The organism is Rhodoferax sp., from assembly GCF_014859475.1.
Classification (GTDB): Bacteria; Pseudomonadota; Gammaproteobacteria; order Burkholderiales; family Burkholderiaceae_C; genus Rhodoferax.
On the sequence record NZ_JACUUE010000343.1, the window covers coordinates 1 to 1,483 of the forward strand.

The 1,483-nt window shown below is 61.6% G+C and carries 3 protein-coding genes; 2 read left to right on the plus strand and 1 reads right to left on the minus strand.

From position 1 onward, the window contains the following. Positions 1-111 precede the first annotated feature (111 nt). Together IBX54_RS15285 and IBX54_RS15100 are read left to right on the plus strand one after the other, a co-directional pair. Complete coding sequence (locus IBX54_RS15285) at positions 112-267, plus strand: Stealth CR1 domain-containing protein (RefSeq protein WP_367141858.1); 156 nt, start codon at positions 112-114, stop codon at positions 265-267. After that, on the plus strand, positions 221-493 hold the full coding sequence (locus tag IBX54_RS15100) for a hypothetical protein (protein WP_367141859.1): 273 nt from the start codon (positions 221-223) through the stop codon (positions 491-493). Before IBX54_RS15285 ends, IBX54_RS15100 begins: the two co-directional genes overlap by 47 nt. Before the next feature lie 18 nt (positions 494-511). On the opposite strand, the gene IBX54_RS15105 is transcribed toward IBX54_RS15100, so the two are convergent. Beyond that, complete coding sequence (locus IBX54_RS15105; protein WP_296543470.1) at positions 512-1,180, minus strand: DsbA family oxidoreductase; 669 nt, start codon at positions 1,178-1,180, stop codon at positions 512-514. Positions 1,181-1,483 lie beyond the last annotated feature (303 nt).

Below are 1,483 nucleotides of genomic sequence, written 5' to 3' on the forward strand. Positions count from 1 at the left end.
GCAATGACGGGGCTGTTCATGGAAAGCGTAGCGCGGCAGTCCAGGCAGTTTGGGGCCATGGATTGCGTCACTTCGTTCGCAATGACGATGCTCTTTCACGCTAACAACGCCATGGCTGTGCATGCGCCTGTTGATGTGGTCTATCTCTGGGTTGACGGCAACGACCCCGCCTGGCGCCAAAAGCGCCGGCAAGCCGAGGCGCGCCTGTGCCTTGGCCACGGTGCGCGACTATGCTCATGTACATGTCTCGAGCGGCGACCTGCATGACTGCCACGGGTTGGATCAGTTGCAGGCGCAGTTTGGCGCGCTTGACTTTTTTTGCATCAACGACACCACTGATGACGCCTACACCAGTGACCCAAGGCTGAGCCAGGTGCGCGCTGTGCTGGCGCGCCTTTTGCCCGACCCGTCACGCTTCGAGAAACCGGTGCTCCGGGGCAAACCCGGCGTCCACAAGCACCAACTCACTCGGGTACAAGCGTTGTCCGCGTAGCGCTCTCAACGCGGGTTGTCAGTCTTGCGCTTGTGGAGCTTGCGTCGCAATCTGGCGCAGCGCCTGCTCGAACACGGCCGCGGGCTGGCCGCCCGAGATCAGATGCCGGTCGTTGATGATGACCGCCGGCACCGAGTGAATGCCCTGGCCGGTGTAGAACGCCTGCGCTGTGCGCACCTCGGCGGTCAATTCGTCGCTGGCCAGAATTTGGCTGGCACGCGCCACGTCCAGCCCGGCTTGCGCCACCGCCGCCAGCAATACCTCAGGCGCCTCCATCGCCTGGCTGTCGCGGTGGCAGGCCAGCAGCAGGGCTTTTTTCAGGGCGAGTTGTCGGTCTGATGATGCCAACCCCGCCCAGTGCAACAGCCGGTGCGCGTCAAAGGTGTTGTAGATGCGGCCGCGCCCGTCCGGGTTGAAGGCAAAGCCAACATCCGCCCCGCGCTGGCGGATGGTCTCGCGAATCTGCGCCTGCTGCTCGGGCGTGGAGCCATACTTTTGCGTCAGGTGCTCGGTGATGTCCTGGCCGCCGGCGGGCATTTGCGGATTCAGCTCGAACGGCTGCACGTGGATCTGCGCCGCCACCTCGCCCTGCAAATTGGCCAGCGCCTGTTCCAGCGCCGCCAGGCCGATGGCGCACCAGGGGCAGGAAATGTCGGAGACAAAATCGATCTTGAACGTCGGGGTCATGGCGTGGTCCTGAAGCGGTAGCTGAAGTGACGATTGTCCCGCAAGCACGCGCTTTCTCCCAGTCAGAGGCGTTCACGGTGTGACGGACGCTTGTTCAGGTCTATGGCCCGGGACACCGTTACAAAAGTTTACAAATTCTCTGTTCGAGGGTGCGCCAGGACACACACGGATCAAATTCCCGAGACTATGATGAAAATTCAAATAGCCGAATGAACCGTGAGGAATTTTTAAAATGAACAATCCGACCAAGTACCTTGCCCTTGCTTTGTGCTCGCTGACGCTGGTCGCCTGCGGTGGCGGTGG